A 16827-nucleotide genomic window follows, 5' to 3' on the forward strand; every position below is an offset into this window, starting at 1 on the left:
AGAGACAAGCAACCATGGACAACATCATGCTCGACCGAACGCCGGCCAGCGCCGACCAGGAGGCCATTGCCGCCCTCGTCGCCCGCGCCCGCGCCGCCCAGCGCGCCTTCGCCGACGCCACGCAGGAGCGGGTGGACGACGCCGTCGCCGCCCTCGCCTGGGCGATCTACGAGCCGGGCCGCGCCCGCGCCCTGGCGGAGCTGGCGGTGGCCGACACCGGCCTCGGCAACGTCGCCGACAAGATCACCAAGAACCAGCGCAAGACCTTCGGCACGCTGCGCGACCTGATGCGGGTGCGCACCGTCGGCGTGATCGAGGAGGACACCGCCAAGGGCATCGTCAAGATCGCCAAGCCGCTGGGCGTCGTCGGCGCCGTCACCCCCTCCACCAACCCGGCGGCCACGCCGGTCAACAAGGCGATGATGGCCGTCAAGGGCCGCAACGCCATCATCATCGCCCCCTCCCCCATGGGCTCCGCCGCCACCGGCCGCACGGTCGAGCTGATGCGGGCCGAGCTGGCGCGCATCGGGGTGCCGGAGGATCTGGTGCAGATGATCCCCACCCCCATCACCAAGGGCCTGACCCAGGCGCTGATGGAGGCGGTCGACCTCGTCGTCGTCACCGGATCGCAGGACAACGTGCGCCGCGCCTATTCCAGCGGCACCCCGGCCATCGGCGTCGGGGCCGGCAACGTCCCGGTCATCGTGGACGAGAGCGCCGATCTGGCGGAGGCCGCGCGCAAGATTTGCGCGTCCAAGACCTTCGACAATTCCACCTCCTGCTCGTCGGAGAACGCGCTCGTCGTCCTCGACTCCGTCTACGACGCGACCATCGCGGCGCTTGAGAAGGCCGGCGGCTATCTGTGCAGCGCGGAGGAGCGGGAGCGCGTGCAGTCCCGCCTGTGGGAGAACGGCAAGCTGAACCGCAAGCTGATCGCCAAGGACGCCGCCATCCTGGCCGAGGCGTTCGAGCTGGCGCCCAAGGCGCGCGAGGCCCGCTTCTTCCTGGTGGAGGAAACGGGCGTCGGCAAGGCGCACCCCTTCTCCGGCGAGAAGCTGTCGCTGGTGCTGGCGGTCTACCGGGTGCCCGACTTCGACGCGGCGGTCGATCAGGTGCGCAAGATCCTCGACCACCAGGGGCGCGGCCATTCCTGCGGCATCCACACGCGGGACGAGGCGCACGCCAAACGGTTGGCCGACGAGCTGGACGTGGTGCGCGTGCTGGTCAACTTCGCCCACACCTTCGGCAACGGAGGCGGCTTCGACAGCGGGCTGAACTTCACCCTCTCGATGGGCTGCGGGAGCTGGCAGAAGAACTCCATCTCCGAGAATCTGAGCTGGAAGCACTTCGTCAACATCACCCACCTCGTCCGCCCGATCCCGGAGGACAAGCCGAGCGAAGAGGCCCTGTTCGGCCCCTTCTGGTCCCGCCACGGACGCTGACGGAGGCGACGATGAACTTCGAGGAACAGGCCGGAAAATCCGTGCTCGCCCGCGCCGGGGTGAGCGTTCCACAGGGTCGCCTCTGCGCCAGCGCGCAGGAGGCCGAGGACGCCGCCCGCGCCATCGGGCCGGTGGTGGTCAAGGCGCAGGTGCCGACCGGCAAGCGCGGCAAGTCGGGCGGCGTCAGGCTGGCCGCCACGCCGGAGGAGGCGGCGGCGGCCGCGCAGGCCATCCTGGGCATGGAGATCGGCGGTTTCCCGGTCGCCCGCGTGCTGGTCGAGGAGCAGGCGGCCATCGCCCGCGAATTCTACGCCGCGGTGCTGAACGACCCGGCCAGCCGCAGCCCGCTCGTGCTGTTCTCCACCGAGGGCGGCATGGACATCGAGGAGGTCGCGGCGACCCGCCCCGAATCCCTGCGCCGCATGGCGGTGGACATCCGCAAGGGCTTCGGCCCGGCGGACGCGCGCCGCCTGCTGCTGGGGCTGGACCTCGGCGAGGCCGCCGTGCCGGTGGCGGCGATGCTGGTCGATCTCTACCGCGTCTACCGCCAGCACGACGCCGAGCTTCTGGAGATCAACCCGCTGGCCCTGCTCGCCGACGGCCGCGTCGTGCCGCTGGACTGCAAGCTGACGGTGGACGATGCCGCCCTCTACCGGCAGGCGGACATCGCCGGGCTGGGTGCGAAGGAACCGCTGTCGGCGCTGGAGGAGCGCGGGCGGGCGCTCGACCTCAAATACATCGAGCTTGAGGGCAACGTCGGCGTCCTGGCGAACGGCGCCGGGCTGACCATGACGACGATGGACGTGGTCAGCCACGCCGGCGGACGCCCGTCCAACTTCCTGGAGATCGGCGGCGAGGCCTACACCAAGGGGACGGAGGCGCTGGACCTCGTGCTGTCCAACCCCGGCGTCAAAAGCCTCGTCGTCAATTTCTGCGGGGCCTTCGCCCGCACCGACGTGATGGCCGGCGGCGTGATCCAGGCCTGGAAGACGCTGAACCCCACCGTCCCCGTCTTCTTCTCCATCCACGGCACCGGCGAGGACGAGGCCGTGCGCATGGTGCGGGAGGAATTGGGGATCGAACCCTACGACCGGATGGAAGACGCCATCTCGGCAGCCGTGGAGGCCGCGCGATGATCGTACGCAAGAGCGACCGGGTCCTGGTGCAGGGCATCACTGGCAAGCAGGGCACCTTCTGGACCGAGCAGATGCAGGCCTACGGCACCACCGTGGTCGGCGGCGTGAACCCGAAGAAGGCCGGGCAGAGCCATTGCGGCGTGCCCATCTTCGCCACCGCCAAGGAGGCGATGGCGAACGGCGGCTTCGACGTGTCGGTGATGTTCATCCCGCCCGCCGCCGCCAGGGCCGCCGCCATCGACGCCATCGAGGCGGGCGCGAAGACCGTCGTCTGCCTGACCGAACACATCCCCTCCCACGACGTGATGGAGATGCACGCCGCGGCGGCGGAGCACGGCACCCGCATCATCGGGCCGAACACCGCCGGCATCGTGACGCCGGGCGAGGGCTTCGTCGGCATCATGCCGGCCTTCAACCCGCGCGTCTTCCAGCCGGGCCGGGTCGGCGTCATCTCGCGCAGCGGCAGCCTGGGCACGCTCGTCTGCCTGAACCTCGTGCGCGGCGGCCATGGCCAGTCGGCCTTCCTCGGCATCGGCGGCGACCCGATGATCGGCACCACGACCAAGGACGCGCTGGCCGCCCTGATCGACGATCCGGGCACCGACGCCATCGCGCTGGTCGGCGAGATCGGCGGCAGCATGGAGGAGGAGGCGGCGGAGCTGGTGGCGAAGACGGACAAGCCCGTGGTCTCCTTCATCGCCGGCCGCGCCTCCCCGCCGGGGAAGAAGATGGGCCACGCCGGGGCCATCGTGACCGGCGACCGCGGCAGCTACGCCTCCAAGCACGGCGCGCTGGAACGCGCCGGGGCCGTCGTGGTGGACGTGCCCGGCGACCTGCCGGCGGCCCTCGACGCGCTGATGGCCGAGGCCGCGAAACGGTCGGGCGCGCAGCGGCTCGCGGACTGAGCGCGCAACCGCCTTTTTGAAGAACGGAACGGCAGCGCCGCCCCCTCTCCCGGCCCCCGCCGGGAGGGAACGGGGGAGGCATTCCGGAAGGAACGGATCAGGATGGCGAAGATCGACGACGTCGGCGGCCAGCGTGCGCGCGGGTTCGCCTTCACCCAGGGGTTCCAGCGAAGGAGCGGGCCGGCGGCGCCCGAGGACGCGCGCGGCTGGCTCGACCGCTACCAGTCGCCGCGCGAGGACATCGCCCCCTCGCCGACCGTCTCCGACACGGTCAAATACACCACCTGCTACATGTGCGCCTGCCGCTGCGGCATCAAAGTGCACATCAAGGACGGCCAGCTCCGCTTCATCGAGGGGAACAAGGACCATCCGGTGAACCACGGCGTGATCTGCGCCAAGGGCTCCGCCGGCATCATGACCCAGAACTCCCCGGCCAAGCTGCGCAAGCCCCTGCTGCGCACCGGGGAGCGCGGGACCGGCGAGTTCCGCGAGATCGAGTGGGACGAGGCGCTGACCATCCTGACCGAGCGCCTGTCGAAGATCCGCGACAGCGACCCCAGCAAGCTCGCCTTCTTCACCGGGCGCGACCAGAGCCAGTCGCTGACCGGCTTCTGGGCAGCGCAGTTCGGCACGCCCAACTTCGCGGCGCACGGCGGCTTCTGCTCCGTCAACATGGCGGCGGCGGGCATGTACACGCTGGGCGGCAGCTTCTGGGAGTTCGGGGAGCCGGACTGGGACCACACCCGCTACCTGCTGCTGTTCGGGGTGGCCGAGGACCATGACAGCAACCCGATCAAGATCGGCCTGTCGAAGATGAAGGCGCGCGGCGCCAAGATCGTCTCCGTCAACCCGATCAAGACCGGCTATTCCGCCATCGCCGACGAGTGGGTCGGCATCCGTCCGGGCAGCGACGGGCTGTTCGTCTTCGCCCTGATCCACGAGCTGCTGCGCGCCGACCGCATCGACGCCGAGTATCTGGTCCGCTACACCAACGCCCCCTGGCTGGTCATCCAGGACCCCGGCGCCCCCGACGACGGCCTGTTCGCCCGCGACGCCGACGGCGCCCCGCTGGCCTGGGACGCGGTGGAGCAACGCGCCGTCCCGGCGACCGCGGCCGGTATCCGGCCGGCGCTGGTCGGCGCCGTCACCCTGCCGGACGGGCGGCGGGCCGTGCCCTCCTTCCATCTGCTGGCCGAACGCTACCTCGACCCGCAGCACGCGCCGGAGGCGGTGGCCGAGCGCTGCGGCGTCCCCGCCGACACCATCCGCCGCATCGCCGCCGAGATGGCCCATCTCGCCTTCCAGGAAACGCTGACCATCGAGCAACCCTGGACCGACTGGGCGGGGCGGCGCCACGAGCGGATGGTCGGGCGGCCCATCGCCATGCACGCCATGCGCGGCATCTCCGCCCATTCCAACGGCTTCCACACCTGCCGGGCCATCCACATCCTGCAGATCCTGCTGGGCACCATCGACGTGCCGGGGGGCTGGCGCTACAAGTCGCCCTACCCCCGCCCCGCCCCGCCCGGCCCCAAGCCCGCCGGCAAGCGCGGCGAGACCGGCCCCGGCAAGGCCATCCACGGGATGCCGCTCGGCTATCCCATGGGGCCGGAAGACCTGCTGGTCGGCGAGGACGGGGAGCCGCTGCGCATCGACAAGGCCTTCAGCTGGGACGCGCCGCTGTCGGTGCATGGCCTGATGCACATGGTGGTCGCCAACGCCTGGGAGGGCGACCCGTACCGCGTCGACACGCTGTTCATGTACATGGCCAACATGGCCTGGAACTCGTCGATGAACACGTCCGAGACGATGCGGATGCTGGCCGACAAGGACCCGGACACCGGCGAGCACCGCATCCCCTTCATCGTCTATTGCGACGCCTACGCGTCGGAGATGGTGGCCTACGCCGACCTCGTGCTGGCCGACACCACCTATCTGGAGCGGTGGGACTGCATCTCGCTGCTCGACCGCCCGATCGGCAGCGCGCACGGCCCCGGCGATTCCATCCGCCAGCCGGTGCTGACCCCCGACCGCGACGTGCGGCCCTTCCAGGACGTGCTGATCGAGCTGGGCGCCCGTCTCGGCCTGCCCGCCTTCGTCCAGGAGGACGGCAGCCCGCGCTACCCCGGCGGCTATCCCGACTACATGACCAACCACGAGCGCAAGCCCGGCATCGGCCCGCTGGCCGGCTGGCGCGGCGCCGACGGGAAAGAGGCCGGCAAGGGCGCGCCCAACCCGGACCAGCTCGACCGCTACGTCCGCAACGGCTGCTTCTGGCGCTTCGAGCTGCCGCCGGAGCAGCACTATTTCAAGCACGCCAACCAGGCCTATCTGGAAACCGCCACCCGCATGGGCTTCCTCGACAAGCCGGAGCCGGTGGTCCTCCAGCTCTACGTCGAGCCGCTTCAGAAATTCCGCCTTGCCGCGCGCGGGCACGGCGCGGTGGTGCCGCCTCCCGACAAGCGGCGGCGGGTGGAAACCTACTTCGACCCCCTACCCTTCTGGTACCCGCCGCTGGAGGAGGACGGGCTGGACGAAGGCGCCTTCCCCCTGCACGCCGTCACCCAGCGCCCGATGCCCATGTACCATTCCTGGGGATCGCAGAACGCCTGGCTGCGGCAGATCCTGGCGCGCAACAGCCTCTACATCGCACGCTCCACCGCGGAGACGCTCGGCCTCGCCGACGGCGACTGGGCCTGGGTGACCAGCCCGACCGGGCGCATCCGGGTGCCGGTCCGCCTGATGGACGGGGTGGAGGCCGGGACGGTGTGGACCTGGAACGCCATCGGCAAGCGCTCCGGCGCCTGGAACCTGTCCACCGACGCGCCGGAGGGGACCAAGGGCTTCCTGCTCAACCACCTGATCTCGGAGCTGCTGCCGGAGCGCGACGGCTACCGCCACGCCAACGCCGACCCGGTGACCGGGCAGGCCGCCTGGTACGACCTGCGCGTCCGCGTCGAGAAGGCGCCGCCGAAGGAGCGGGCCGAGACGATGCCGCGCTTCCCCGCCCAGGCCATGCCGCCGGGCGTCGAGCCGCCGCCCGCCATCCTGCGCACCGGCGCCGCCTTCCGTCCCACGTCTCGGGGAGTCCGGTCATGACGAGCCTCCCGAACCGCGAACCCGGCGCCCCCCGGCTGGGGCTGGTCATCGACCTCGACACCTGCGTCGGCTGCCACGCCTGCGCGGTCGCCTGCAAGCAGTGGAACGACGGCGGGCACATGGCGCCGCTGACCGATTACGACGCCTACGGCGCCGGCCCGGACGGCGTGTGGTTCAACCGGATCCACAGCTTCGAGGCGGGAACCGGTGACAGCGGCTGCGGGGCGCGCACCACCAACTTCCCGCGCTCCTGCCTGCATTGCGAACAGCCGGCCTGCGTGACCGTCTGCCCGACCGGCGCCTCCTACAAGCGGGCCGAGGACGGCATCGTGCTGGTCAACGAGGATCTTTGCATCGGCTGCAAGCTGTGCTCCTGGGCTTGCCCCTACGGCGCGCGGGAGTTCGACCAGGACGTCGGCGTGATGAAGAAATGCACGCTGTGCATCGACCGCATCCACAACGAGACGATCGCGGAATCGGAGCGGGTGCCGGCCTGCGTCATGGTCTGCCCGACCTCCGCCCGTCATTTCGGCGACCTCGCCGATCCGTCCTCCGCCGTCTCAAAACTGGTGGCGGAGCGCGGCGGCTACGACCTGATGCCGGAGCTGGGCTACCAGCCGACCAACAAGTACCTGCCGCCCCGGCCGCGGCCCGCCCTGGCGCTCGACGACCGTGTCGCCGAGGACAGCGCCAACGACGACCTGCCGCTCCACGGCCTGCTGAAATGGGCCGACCGCATCCTGGCGCGCTGAGGGAGGGTTCCCATGCATCCGGCCTTCTCCATCATCTTCTTCACCAGCGCGGCGGGCGCCGGCTATGGCCTGCTCGCCCTGCTCGGCCTGCTGGCGCCCTTCGGCCTGCTGCCGGAAAGCCCGCTGTTCGGCCTCGCCGCCCTCGCCCTCGCCCTGGGGCTGGTGGTGGCCGGGCTGCTGTCCTCGCTGGCCCATCTCGGCCGGCCGGAGCGGGCGTGGCGGGCGCTGTCGCAATGGCGCAGCTCCTGGCTGTCGCGCGAAGGGGTGGCGGCGGTCGCCACCTTCCTGCCGGCGGGCGTCTTCGCCATCGCCTGGATCGCCCTGGCGGCCACCGGCGTCATCGCCGGTATCGCCGGCTGGATCACCGCGGCGATGGCGGCGGTCACCGTCTATTGCACGGCGATGATCTACGCCTCGCTGAAGCCCATCCGCCAGTGGGCCAATCCCTGGGTGCCGCGCACCTATCTGGCGCTGTCGCTGATGACCGGGGCGCTGCTGCTGAACGCGCTCCTGGGCGTGACGGGGCAGGCGGCGGGCTGGTCCTCCCTGCTGGCTCTGGCGTCGGTGGCGCTGGCCTGGGCGGCCAAGGAGGGGCATTGGCGCCACTGCGCCACCGCCCGCCCCGTCAGCACGGCGGAGACGGCCACCGGCCTCGGTCACAATGGATCGGGCCACATCGGACGGGTCCGCCTGCTCGACGCTCCGCACAGCGAGGACAACTACCTGCTCAAGGAAATGGGCTTCCGCGTCGGGCGCCGCCACGCCGTCCGGCTGCGCGTCATCACCCGCCTCGCCGCCTTCGCCCTGCCAGCGGCGCTGAGTCTCGGCGCGCTGGTCGCCGGTCCCGGCGCCCTGTCCGGCACGCTGGCGCTGCTGGCCGCCGCCGCCGCCGCGCTGGGGGTGGTCGCCGAGCGCTGGCTCTTCTTCGCCGAGGCGAAGCACACCGTGACCCTCTTCTACGGCGCCGGGGAAGCCTGAGCCCGCCGTCTCGACCACCATAGGAAAGGAGCAGACATGTCGTACGGCCACACCGATCACGACTCCACCCTGGCCTTCCTGATGACCCGCGCCAAGGCGATGGACGCCCGGAGCCTCTACATCTGCGGCTCGCCTTCCCGCCCTCGCGTGGGGTTCCGCTCCGGCCCCGGCGTCGTCTACGAGCCGCTGTCCGCCGGCCTCGCGTGCCGCCTGATCGACCGCTTCGCGGTGGACGGCCACGGCTTGAGCCAAGGGCTGCTCGTCTGGAGCGGGCGCCATTACCGCTGGTTCGCCATGCCGATGCCGGAGGGGGCCGACGGCTACGCCCCCCTCATCGCCGTGCACCGGCCCGCCATTCTTCCCGGCCCCGGCGAGCGGGCCATGCCGCGCGTGATCGCCGGCTGACCGCCCCGCCGCCCTACTCCCCAATCCATGCAACGAGGATGCGCACCATGAAAATGACCACCGAGGAAGCGTTCGTGAAGGTCCTTCAGATGCACGGCATCCGGCACGCCTTCGGGATCATCGGTTCGGCCATGATGCCGGTCTCCGACCTCTTCCCCAAGGCCGGCATCCGGTTCTGGGACTGCGCGCACGAGACCAACGCCGCCCTGATCTGCGACGGCTACAGCCGCGTCACCGGGGAAATGGCCATGGCCATCGCCCAGAACGGACCCGGCGTGACCGGCTTCGTCACCGCCATCAAGACCGCCTACTGGAACCACACGCCGATGCTGCTGGTGACGCCGCAGGCCGCCAACAAGACCATCGGCCAGGGCGGTTTCCAGGAGGTCGAGCAGATGGCCATGTTCAAGGAGATGGTCTGCTACCAGGAGGAGGTGCGCGACCCCAGCCGCATGGCCGAGGTGCTGAACCGCGTCATCGAGAAGGCGTGGCGCGGCTGCGCCCCGGCGCAGATCAACGTGCCGCGCGACTTCTGGACCCAGGTGATCGACGTTGAGCTGCCGCAGATCGTCCGGCTGGAGCGCCCGGCGGGCGGGCGGCAGGCCATCGCCAAGGCGGCCCGCCTGCTCTCGGAGGCGAAATTCCCGGTCATCCTGAACGGCGCCGGGGTGGTGATCGGCGGGGCCATTCCCGACAGCATCGCGCTGGCGGAGCGGCTGGACGCGCCGGTCTGCTGCGGCTACCAGCACAACGATGCCTTCCCCGGTAGCCACCCGCTGTCGGTCGGGCCGCTCGGCTACAACGGGTCCAAGGCGGCGATGGAGCTGATCGCCAAGGCCGACGTCGTGCTGGCGCTCGGCACCCGGCTCAACCCCTTCTCCACCCTGCCCGGCTACGGCATCGACTATTGGCCCAAGGGCGCACAGATCATCCAGGTCGACATCAACCCCGACCGCATCGGCCTGACCAAGAAGGTCTCGGTCGGCATCTGCGGCGATGCCAAGCAGGTGGCGCAGCAGATCCTGGCGCAGCTCGCCCCCGGCGCCGGGGACGCGGGGCGGCTGGAGCGCCGGGCGCTGATCCACCAGACCAAGTCGGCGTGGCTGCAACTGCTCTCCTCGCTCGACCATGAGGATGACGATCCCGGAACGAGCTGGAACGCCGAGGCGCGCGAGCGCGAGTCCGACCGCATGTCGCCCCGTCAGGCGTGGCGGGCCATCCAGGCCGCCTTGCCGGCGGACGCCATCCTCTCCACCGACATCGGCAACAACTGCGCCATCGGCAACGCCTACCCCACCTTCGAGGAGGGGCGGAAGTATCTGGCGCCGGGCATGTTCGGCCCCTGCGGCTACGGCTTCCCGTCGATCGTCGGCGCGAAGATCGGCTGCCCGAACACGCCGGTGGTCGGCTTCGCTGGTGACGGCGCCTTCGGCATCTCGATGAACGAGATGTCCTCCATCGGCCGCGAGGGATGGCCGGCGGTCACCATGGTGATCTTCCGGAACTTCCAGTGGGGGGCGGAGAAGCGCAACACGACGCTGTGGTTCGACAACAACTTCGTCGGGACGGAGCTGAACCCCAAGCTCAGCTACGCCAAGGTGGCCGAGGGTTGCGGCCTGAAGGGCGTCACCGCGCGCACCCAGGACGAGGTGACCGCCGCCCTGCGCCAGGCCATCGAGGATCAGGGGCGCGGCGTCACCACCTTCGTCGAGGTGATCCTGAACCAGGAGCTGGGCGAGCCCTTCCGCCGCGACGCCATGAAGAAGCCGGTGGCGGTCGCCGGCATCGACCCGGCGGACATGCGCCCGCAGCAGCCCCTGTAAGGCGGGACGCGGCGCCGGTCACGCGGTGCTTCGTCGTTGAAACTTGTCGGGGCTTTGCCCCCACCCTGACCCTCCCCCGCTCACGCAGGGGAGGGAATTTTTTTGCCCCCTCCCCTGCGCAGCGGGGGAGGGTCGGGGTGGGGGCAGGACTGCCCAACAGTGACGCCCTGGGGCATTCCGCGTTTCGACTTCGAAAGCTCTTATAGGTTGTTAAATTATCGAATAACTCACAACCTAAAGACGCTTTCGATTTCGAAAGCGGTCACTCCCCCAGCAGATCGTCGATGCGCATCCGCAGGTCCCGCAGCAGCTCCCGATGCTCTTTCTGCATCGCGTTGCTGACCGCGTCGATGGCCTTCAGCTCCTTCTCGATGCGGTTGATCGAGCGGCCCAGAACCCGCATCGGCTCCGCCGACCCCGGCGCCTTGGACGCCCGCGCCGCGCGCACCGACTGCACCGTCAGCCCGCCGGTGCGCGCCGACTGCCACAGCCGCCTCACCTCCCCTTCGTCGCCGACGAAGGCCAGCTCGACGAGGGCGGAGCGCGACACCGCGTCGGGGTTCTCCCGGTATTCGCGGAGGATGTCGGTGGGCAGGTCCAGCACCTTCAGCCGCTTCGACACCTCGGCCTCCGAGCAGCCGAGCACCGCGGCGACCTCCGCCTGGGCGTAGCCGTGGCTGTCGATGAGCTGGGTCAGGCCACGGGCCAGATCGATGGCGTCCAGGTCCACGCGCTGGACGTTCTCGATCAGCGCGATCTCCTCCGCCTTGCCCTTGGTGATGATGGCGGCAATGGTCGGGCGGCCGAGCATCTGGTGGGCGCGCAGGCGGCGCTCCCCGGCCACGAGGCGGTAGACGCCCTTCTCCGCCGTCTCCTGCACCAGCACCGGCTGCTGAAGCCCGTGCCGCTCGATGGAGGCGGCGAGCGAGGCGAGTGCGGTCTCGTCGAAGACGGTGCGCGGCTGGTTGGGGTCGGTGCGGATGGCCGCGACGTCGGCCTCGATCAGCCGGGGCAGGGCGCCGGTCAGCCCGAACAGCCGGTCGGTCTCCAGGGCCGGGGCGGTGTTCTTGGCTTGCAGGACTGTGGCGGCGGTCTGGCGGGTCAGCTTCTTAGGCGGCATCGGACGACTCCCGGACGCGTCCGGTGGCCTTCAGAAGGGCCCCGGCGATGGCGGCGTAGCTTTCCACGCCCGGCGCGCCGATGTCGGCGTCCAGCGTGATGACGTTGGCCCCGGCGGCCTGCGCGTAGATGGTCGCGCGCGGCACCGGCGGGAAGACCCGGTAATCCTCGCCCCACAGCCGGCCGATGTCCTCCAGCGAGGAGCGGTCCTGGGTCTGGCGGGGATTGAGCATGGTCGGCAGCACGCCCAGAATCCGCAGGTTCGGGTTCAGACGCCGCTGGATCTTCGTCACCGTGTCCAGGAAGGCGTTCACGCCCAGGATGGCGTGCGGCTCCGCCTGGCAGGGGATCAGCACATAGTCCGCCGCGGTCAGCGCGTTGATGGTGACCGCCCCCAGGTTCGGCGCGCAGTCGATCAGGATGAAATCATACTCGCCCCGCACCGCGTCCAGCATCTCCGCCATGGCGGTCTGGGCGTTGGTCAGGTTGCCCGGCAGCTCGGTGTCGGCGCTGGCGAGCGCGATGCTCGACGGCACGACGTCCAGCCCCTCGACGCTGGTCGGGCGGATGACCTCGGCCAGCTTCGCCTTGCCCATCAGCGCGTGGTAGAGCACCCTGCCCTGCTCCGTCAGCGCCACCACGTCGGTCTGCGGCACGCCGACATGCACCGTGGCGTTGCCCTGCGGATCGGCGTCCACCAGCAGCACCCGGTTGCCCGACCGGGCCAGCATGAAGGCGACGTTGATGGAGGTCGCCGTCTTGGCGGTGCCGCCTTTCTGCAGGCCGACGGCGATGGTCGTCCCGGCGCGCGGCGGCGCGGTCGCCGGCTGCTCCAGGGACAGCAGCAGCAGACGGCCCAGCACGTCGCGGGGCAGGGGCTCGCGCCCCGTCTCCCACTTGCTGAGCCGCTGCTTGTCGTATCGGCGGCCGGTCAGTTCGTTCACGAACGCGGCCATCTGCGTCTGGGTGAGGCCGCGCCTCTCGCGCAGCAGCTTCAAATCGTCGCCGGTCATTGCCCCCTCGTCGCCCCATTTGCCGGAGTCGTCTGGGAAGCTATCAAGTCGTCCCAACCCCCGCAATGGGTGTCTACCCACCGCCTCGCCGCAGCCGGCACTGGCGGAACGGGGCCGCTCCGGTGCATAACTAGGCATGCGGGGCCGGAGGCGGTTCCGGGGCTATGGGGTTTGCGCGAATGGCGGCGAACTGGTCGGTGCGGCAACTGGTGTGTCAGGCGCATGGCTGTGAACTGGCCGTGTCGTGGCGGACCGATGGCCGCTGGACCTGGACCGTGTCGGTGGCCGGGGAGCGCATCGCCGTCGGCATCGCCCAGTCGCAGGAGGGCGCCCAGGACGCCGCCGCCAACGCGGCGGAGCGCCACGCCCGCGCGGACGGCATCATCCAGCTGACGATGTTCTGACAGCCGAATCCTCAAAAACCCTCTCGCCGGCGTCGAATTGGGCGTATTGCGCCGCAGCATCCGCGTCGATACGGGCGTAGCCCATACAATCCCCAGAAAAAGCGCTTAGCCACAGAGAATAATCCAGTGGGATTTTGCGCGAACCCATCAGGGTTTGTGTGATTTTCCCGTGCGTCTCCTATTGTTTGTGGACGATCGCAAAGACCGTAGGCCGCGCGTGATCTGCCTAAGACCTTCCGCGGAGCTTCGACCTTTGACGATCCGACGGCTCTGGCCTCCGGCCAGGGATGCGGGACGGGCGGGGTTCCACGCCTGCCCCGGTTGCGCCCATTCGACCAACCACGCGAGAGGTTCGACGTGACTTCGCTGGGGAAACGCCAGATTCACACCGACGCATTTGGGGGCGATTGCCTGGACGCTTCACCCGCTGTCGAGATCGACCGTATGGACCGCGGCGGCTGGTACGCCGTCATGAACGGATTCGACGACGCCAACATCTTCCAGACCTGGGATTTCGGGCGCCTCGCCCATCCCAACCGCGACCTCAGCCACATCGTGCTGCGCCGGGACGGCCAGCCGGTCGCCGCGGCGCAGTTGCTGGTCCGTCGGGTGCCGGGCATCGGCGGCATCGCGCTGGTCATGTGGGGGCCGCTGTGGCGTCCCAAGGGCCGCCAAGCCGATCCGGAGGCGTTCCTGGCCATCATGGAGGCGATGAAGGCCGAGTACAGCGTCCGGCGCGGGCTGTTCCTGCGCGTCCTGCCGCGCGTCGAGGACGGGGCAGGGGAGGGCGCCGGCGCGCTGTCCGCCATGGAGGCGCTGGGCATGCGGCACAGCGACGCCAAGGCCCCGTACCGCACCTTCATCATGGACCTGACCCGCGACGAGGCGACGATCCACAAGGATCTGTCCCGCCACTGGCGCCGCGGCCTCGCCAAGGCCGAAGGGGCCGGGCTGGAGATCGTCGAGGGCTCCTCGCCGGAGATTCTCGACGCTATCGACGACCTGTTCATCCAGACGCAGCGCCGCAAGGGCTTCCGCGCCTTCGACAGCCGCACCCTGACGAAGGTCCACCGCGCCCTGCCCGACGGCATGAAGATGCACGCCGTGATGGCCTCCCACAACGGCGAACCGGTGGCCGGCGTGGTGGTGTCGCTGCTGGGCGACACGGCGCTGATGCAGAATTCGGCCACCGCGGAGGCCGGACTGCCGCTGAACGCGGCCTTCCTCGTCCATTGGAAGGCGATGCAATGGGTGAAGGCCAGCGGCGGAAAGCGCTACGACCTGCATGGCGTCAACGCCCAGGCCAACCCCGGCGTCCACCTGTTCAAGCGCGGCTTCGCCGGCAAGGGGGAGGAGGAGCGGGTGTTCATCGGCACCTTCGAAGCGCCCGGCCCGATGCTCAGCCGGCTTCTCGTCGAAGGCGGCCAGACGGTGCGCACGCTGGCCGCGACCTGCACCGCGCAGGCGAGCCAGATGATGGCGATGGCGATGAACAAGGGGCAGGCCGAGCGCGCCGACGCCACCACACCATCCAACCCGGCGTAAATATCGGACACGCAAAACGCCCGGTCCATGGTCTGGACCGGGCGTTTCGTTTGCGTGTCACCGGATAAGCGTCACTGGGTGCGTGCGATCACCGGCACGCCGTCCAGATCCTTGGGAAGATCGTCGGGGATGCCCGACGCGAAATTGACCGCGATGGCGTAGTCGTCGGACAGCTTCGTGACTTCGGCGCGGGTCATACCGGGGTACCCGCTGAGGATCGCCAGATAACGGTCACGGGCGGCTTCGGCAGCCTCTTTCGGCACGGGCATACTGACCTCCCTTTCGTCATAGGATGCCATAATCATTTATGGATTGTTGGCCCCATAAACAATACCCCGATGCGACCGTTTACCGCAAATCCGCCGCTCAGAGTCGTTGGGCGAGCCCGTGCAGGTCGCCGACCACCGTCACGTCGGGCGGGAAGGGGTTCGGCAGCCCTTCCGACACCACGCCGACGAAGCCCATGCCGGCCTTGCGGGCGGCTTCCAGCTCGGTCAGGGAATCGCCGATGGCGAGCGACCGCGCCGGGTCGTGCCCGCCCTCCGCGACGATGCGCGCGAAGACCTCCGCCTTCACGTTGGGGGAGCCGGTGATGCTGAGGAAATGCCGCTCCAGCCCCTTGGCGCGCACGGTGCCCATCAGCACCTCGTGCGGCGTGCCCGAGACGAGGTGGCAGGGCGTGCCGTCCAACTGGTCCAGCACCGTCTCCGCGCCGGCGATCAGCGCGCAGTCGGGAACGCGCGGATCGACGATCTCGGCGTAGCGGCGGGCCAGATCGTCGATCTCCGCCGGGCCGGGGTCGCGCCCGAACATCTCCCGCTCCAGGATCGCCAGCATCTTGAACCGGCTGAGGCCGCCGTTGCGCCAGATCGTCTGGCGCATCCGCTCCTCCGTCTCCGCATCGTCGATGCCGTAGAGGATGGCGAAACCGCCGTTCTTGGTGGGCACGGAGTCGATGATGACGCCGTCGAAATCGAAGATCACGACCTCCGGGTCCAACCGGTCGGGTGTCTGAAGCATTGCGCCGTCTCGCATCGTTGTGGTGGCCCCGCACGGAACAAGGGCGGGTGCCGGAAAAGGCGTCGGGGGATCGTACAGGAAATCCCCCGTGCCTCAACGGTTCGGGCGGAAGAAAAGGCCTTTCGGAAAAGCTGTCCCACAGTGTGGCGCAGGCCACAGCGGGGGAGGGCGGCGGGGCGTAGGGTCTGGTCATCGGACAGGCCGGGGCCAGACGCAGACGGAACCGGCAGCCAACTCCCCCAGACACCAACTCCTCAGACACCGGAAGGAACCATACCATGCGCCGCACCACCCTGATCGCCGCCGCCGCCGTCCTGCTCTGCTCCACCGCCTCCTTTGGCCCGGCCTTCGCCGGCGACCTGATGACCGGCGGCATCCCGCTCGGCAACGCCAGCAACCTGGGGGTCATCTCCAACACCGCCGCGGGCATCCAGAACAAGGCGCAGCAGCAGGTGATGGGCGTCCAGGCGGGCGGCGGGCTGGCCGGGCCCTTCGGCACCGCCTCCAACCTGGGCAACGTCTCCAACCTCGCCGCCGGCGTCGGCAACACCGCCAAGCAGCAGGTCTTCGGCCTGCAGACCGGTGGCGGGATGGGCGGCGGGGTGAAGGCGCCCTTCGCCCTGGGCGGCTTCAACAGCAACGCCGGCACCGTCAGCAACAGCGCGGTCGGCATCGGCAACACCGCCCAGCAGCAGGTCAAGGCCATGCAGTTCGGCGCGCCGGGCGCCCTGTTCAACCAGAACCTCGGCACCGTCTCCAACCTCTCCGCCGGCATCGGCAACAAGGCCCAGCAGCAGGTCACCGGCATCCAGAAGTAAGGCTCCCCCGCTTCGCATCCCTCCCTCCCCGAACCTCGCGGCCGGCAGACCTCTGCCGGCCGTCTTTTTGCGTGGCGCAGGAAACGGGTGGCCCGCCGTCGAAGCATCCGCGACGATCACGGCAGCAGGACCGGGAGGACACCATGGACGAGGATGCCCTGGACGAAGACATGATGTGGAGGGCGGTGATGCGCCGGGACGGTGACGGACGCTTCGTCTATGCGGTGCGCACCACCGGCGTCTATTGCCGGCCGTCCTGCCCATCGCGACGGGCCAAGCGGGAGAACGTCGCGTTCCACCCGGACGCCGCGGCGGCGGAGGCGGCGGGCTTCCGCCCCTGCAAGCGCTGCCGCCCCGACGCTCCGCCA

15 protein-coding genes and 1 pseudogene are annotated in these 16827 nt (G+C 69.9%); 12 read left to right on the plus strand and 4 right to left on the minus strand.

The genetic code is table 11. From position 1 onward, the window contains the following. Window positions 1–14: 14 nt before the first annotated feature. The 8 genes from TSH58p_RS19845 to xsc all read left to right on the plus strand — a co-directional run bounded on the left by TSH58p_RS19845 (window position 15) and on the right by xsc (window position 10540). A complete protein-coding gene (locus tag TSH58p_RS19845; protein ID WP_109068434.1) occupies window positions 15–1442 on the plus strand; it encodes an aldehyde dehydrogenase family protein in 1428 nt (475 codons plus the stop codon). An 11-nt stretch (window positions 1443–1453) separates the two neighbouring features. Continuing rightward, window positions 1454–2578 carry a succinate--CoA ligase subunit beta gene (locus tag TSH58p_RS19850; protein ID WP_109068433.1) on the plus strand — a complete coding sequence of 375 codons (1125 nt, stop codon included), beginning with the start codon at window positions 1454–1456 and terminating at the stop codon, window positions 2576–2578. Then, window positions 2575–3483, plus strand: a complete 909-nt coding sequence (locus TSH58p_RS19855; RefSeq protein WP_109068432.1) for a CoA-binding protein — start codon at window positions 2575–2577, stop codon at window positions 3481–3483. The genes TSH58p_RS19850 and TSH58p_RS19855 overlap by 4 nt, the downstream gene beginning before the upstream one ends. 102 nt (window positions 3484–3585) lie before the next feature. Beyond that, window positions 3586–6582, plus strand: a complete 2997-nt coding sequence (locus tag TSH58p_RS19860; protein ID WP_109068431.1) for a molybdopterin oxidoreductase family protein — start codon at window positions 3586–3588, stop codon at window positions 6580–6582. Then, a complete protein-coding gene (locus TSH58p_RS19865) occupies window positions 6579–7334 on the plus strand; it encodes a 4Fe-4S dicluster domain-containing protein (protein WP_109068430.1) in 756 nt (251 codons plus the stop codon). The genes TSH58p_RS19860 and TSH58p_RS19865 overlap by 4 nt, the downstream gene beginning before the upstream one ends. A gap of 12 nt (window positions 7335–7346) precedes the next feature. Then, the gene (locus TSH58p_RS19870; RefSeq protein WP_109068429.1) at window positions 7347–8312 is read left to right on the plus strand and encodes a DmsC/YnfH family molybdoenzyme membrane anchor subunit; all 966 of its coding nucleotides are present in this window, start codon (window positions 7347–7349) and stop codon (window positions 8310–8312) included. A 36-nt stretch (window positions 8313–8348) separates the two neighbouring features. Further along, entirely contained in the window at window positions 8349–8717 is a 369-nt protein-coding gene (locus TSH58p_RS19875; protein WP_109068428.1) for a hypothetical protein, read from the plus strand. Between the two features lie 47 nt (window positions 8718–8764). Next, window positions 8765–10540, plus strand: coding sequence for a sulfoacetaldehyde acetyltransferase (gene xsc, locus TSH58p_RS19880; RefSeq protein WP_109068427.1), 1776 nt, complete (start codon window positions 8765–8767; stop codon window positions 10538–10540). 262 nt (window positions 10541–10802) lie between these two features. Here xsc and TSH58p_RS19885 read toward each other — a convergent pair whose 3' ends face one another. Both TSH58p_RS19885 and TSH58p_RS19890 read right to left on the minus strand, forming a co-directional pair. Further along, a complete protein-coding gene (locus TSH58p_RS19885; RefSeq protein WP_109068426.1) occupies window positions 10803–11660 on the minus strand; it encodes a ParB/RepB/Spo0J family partition protein in 858 nt (285 codons plus the stop codon). Next, window positions 11650–12672 (minus strand): AAA family ATPase, encoded by a 1023-nt coding sequence (locus tag TSH58p_RS19890; protein ID WP_109068425.1) that lies wholly within the window; start codon window positions 12670–12672, stop codon window positions 11650–11652. Before TSH58p_RS19890 ends, TSH58p_RS19885 begins: the two co-directional genes overlap by 11 nt. Before the next feature lie 179 nt (window positions 12673–12851). On the opposite strand from TSH58p_RS19890, the gene TSH58p_RS19895 reads away from it, so the two are divergent. Together TSH58p_RS19895 and TSH58p_RS19900 are read left to right on the plus strand one after the other, a co-directional pair. Further along, window positions 12852–13076 (plus strand): hypothetical protein, encoded by a 225-nt coding sequence (locus TSH58p_RS19895; protein ID WP_014200230.1) that lies wholly within the window; start codon window positions 12852–12854, stop codon window positions 13074–13076. A 444-nt stretch (window positions 13077–13520) separates the two neighbouring features. Then, a complete protein-coding gene (locus tag TSH58p_RS19900; protein WP_247873863.1) occupies window positions 13521–14621 on the plus strand; it encodes a GNAT family N-acetyltransferase in 1101 nt (366 codons plus the stop codon). A 71-nt stretch (window positions 14622–14692) separates the two neighbouring features. On the opposite strand, the gene TSH58p_RS19905 is transcribed toward TSH58p_RS19900, so the two are convergent. Next, a complete protein-coding gene (locus TSH58p_RS19905; protein WP_035683083.1) occupies window positions 14693–14890 on the minus strand; it encodes a hypothetical protein in 198 nt (65 codons plus the stop codon). Between the two features lie 97 nt (window positions 14891–14987). Beyond that, entirely contained in the window at window positions 14988–15641 is a 654-nt protein-coding gene (locus TSH58p_RS19910) for an HAD family hydrolase (RefSeq protein ID WP_109068423.1), read from the minus strand. Between the two features lie 278 nt (window positions 15642–15919). On the opposite strand from TSH58p_RS19910, the gene TSH58p_RS34135 reads away from it, so the two are divergent. Then, complete coding sequence (locus TSH58p_RS34135) at window positions 15920–16459, plus strand: hypothetical protein (RefSeq protein ID WP_247895544.1); 540 nt, start codon at window positions 15920–15922, stop codon at window positions 16457–16459. Between the two features lie 143 nt (window positions 16460–16602). Continuing rightward, a pseudogene (locus tag TSH58p_RS34140) lies at window positions 16603–16824 on the plus strand (Ada metal-binding domain-containing protein); the annotation flags it as partial. Between the last annotated feature and the right edge of the window lie 3 nt (window positions 16825–16827).

Origin of the sequence: Azospirillum sp. TSH58, assembly GCF_003119115.1 — a bacterium.
In the GTDB taxonomy this organism is placed as follows: Bacteria; Pseudomonadota; Alphaproteobacteria; order Azospirillales; family Azospirillaceae; genus Azospirillum.